This is a genomic window from Rhodococcus sp. 15-725-2-2b (assembly GCF_002259075.1).
Lineage (GTDB): Bacteria > Actinomycetota > Actinomycetes > Mycobacteriales > Mycobacteriaceae > Rhodococcoides.
Window position 1 is genome coordinate 1 of record NZ_NPFL01000031.1, and the last position, 949, is coordinate 949.

Annotated in this window: 1 protein-coding gene; it reads left to right on the forward strand. The window is 64.1% G+C overall.

Annotated features, from left to right (window positions below; all coding sequences use genetic code 11):
• Nucleotides 1–6: 6 nt before the first annotated feature.
• Entirely contained in the window at nucleotides 7–882 is an 876-nt protein-coding gene (gene rfbA, locus CH306_RS28695; RefSeq protein ID WP_094631888.1) for a glucose-1-phosphate thymidylyltransferase RfbA, read from the forward strand.
• Nucleotides 883–949 lie beyond the last annotated feature (67 nt).

The following is a 949-nucleotide window of genomic DNA, read 5'->3' on the forward strand; positions in this document are numbered from 1 at the left end:
GCCGTCATGCGGGGAATCATTCTGGCGGGCGGCACGGGCTCGCGTCTTCATCCGATCACGATGGGCGTCAGCAAGCAGCTGGTCCCGGTCTACGACAAACCGATGATCTACTACCCGCTCTCGACTCTGATCCTGGCCGGGATCCGCGAGATCCTCGTCATCACCACACCCCAGGACGCCGACCAGTTCACGCGTCTGCTCGGTGACGGCTCCCAATTCGGCATCGACTTGACCTACAAGGTCCAACACGAGCCCAACGGACTCGCCCAGGCCTTCGTGTTGGGTGCCGACCACATCGGCACCGACTCCGCGGCATTGGTGTTGGGCGACAACATCTTCTACGGCCCCGGCCTGGGCACCCAACTGTCCCGCTTCGACACCATCGACGGCGGAGCCGTCTTCGCCTACGAGGTCTCCGACCCCACCGCCTACGGCGTCATCGAATTCGATGCGAACCGCAAAGCCATCTCCCTCGAAGAAAAACCCGCCGCCCCGAAATCGAACTACGCCGTCCCGGGGCTGTACTTCTACGACAACGACGTCATCGCCATCGCCCGCGACCTGCAACCGTCCGCGCGTGGGGAATACGAGATCACCGACGTCAACCGCCACTACCTCGAGGCAGGCCGCCTCCAGGTCGAAGTCCTCCCCCGCGGTACCGCCTGGCTCGACACCGGCACCTTCGACTCGCTGCTCGACGCCTCGAACTACGTGCGCACCATCGAACAACGCCAAGGCCTGAAAATCGGATCCCCCGAAGAGGTGGCGTGGCGACGCGGATTCATCACCGACGACGAACTGCGCGCCCGCGCGGAGACACTCGTCAAATCCGGGTACGGCCACTACCTGCTGGACCTGATCGACCGAGGACACCGAGCATGAGCTTTCGCGAGTTGAGCATCGCCGGTGCCTACGAGTACACCCCACGCCAGTTCGGCGACGATCGCGG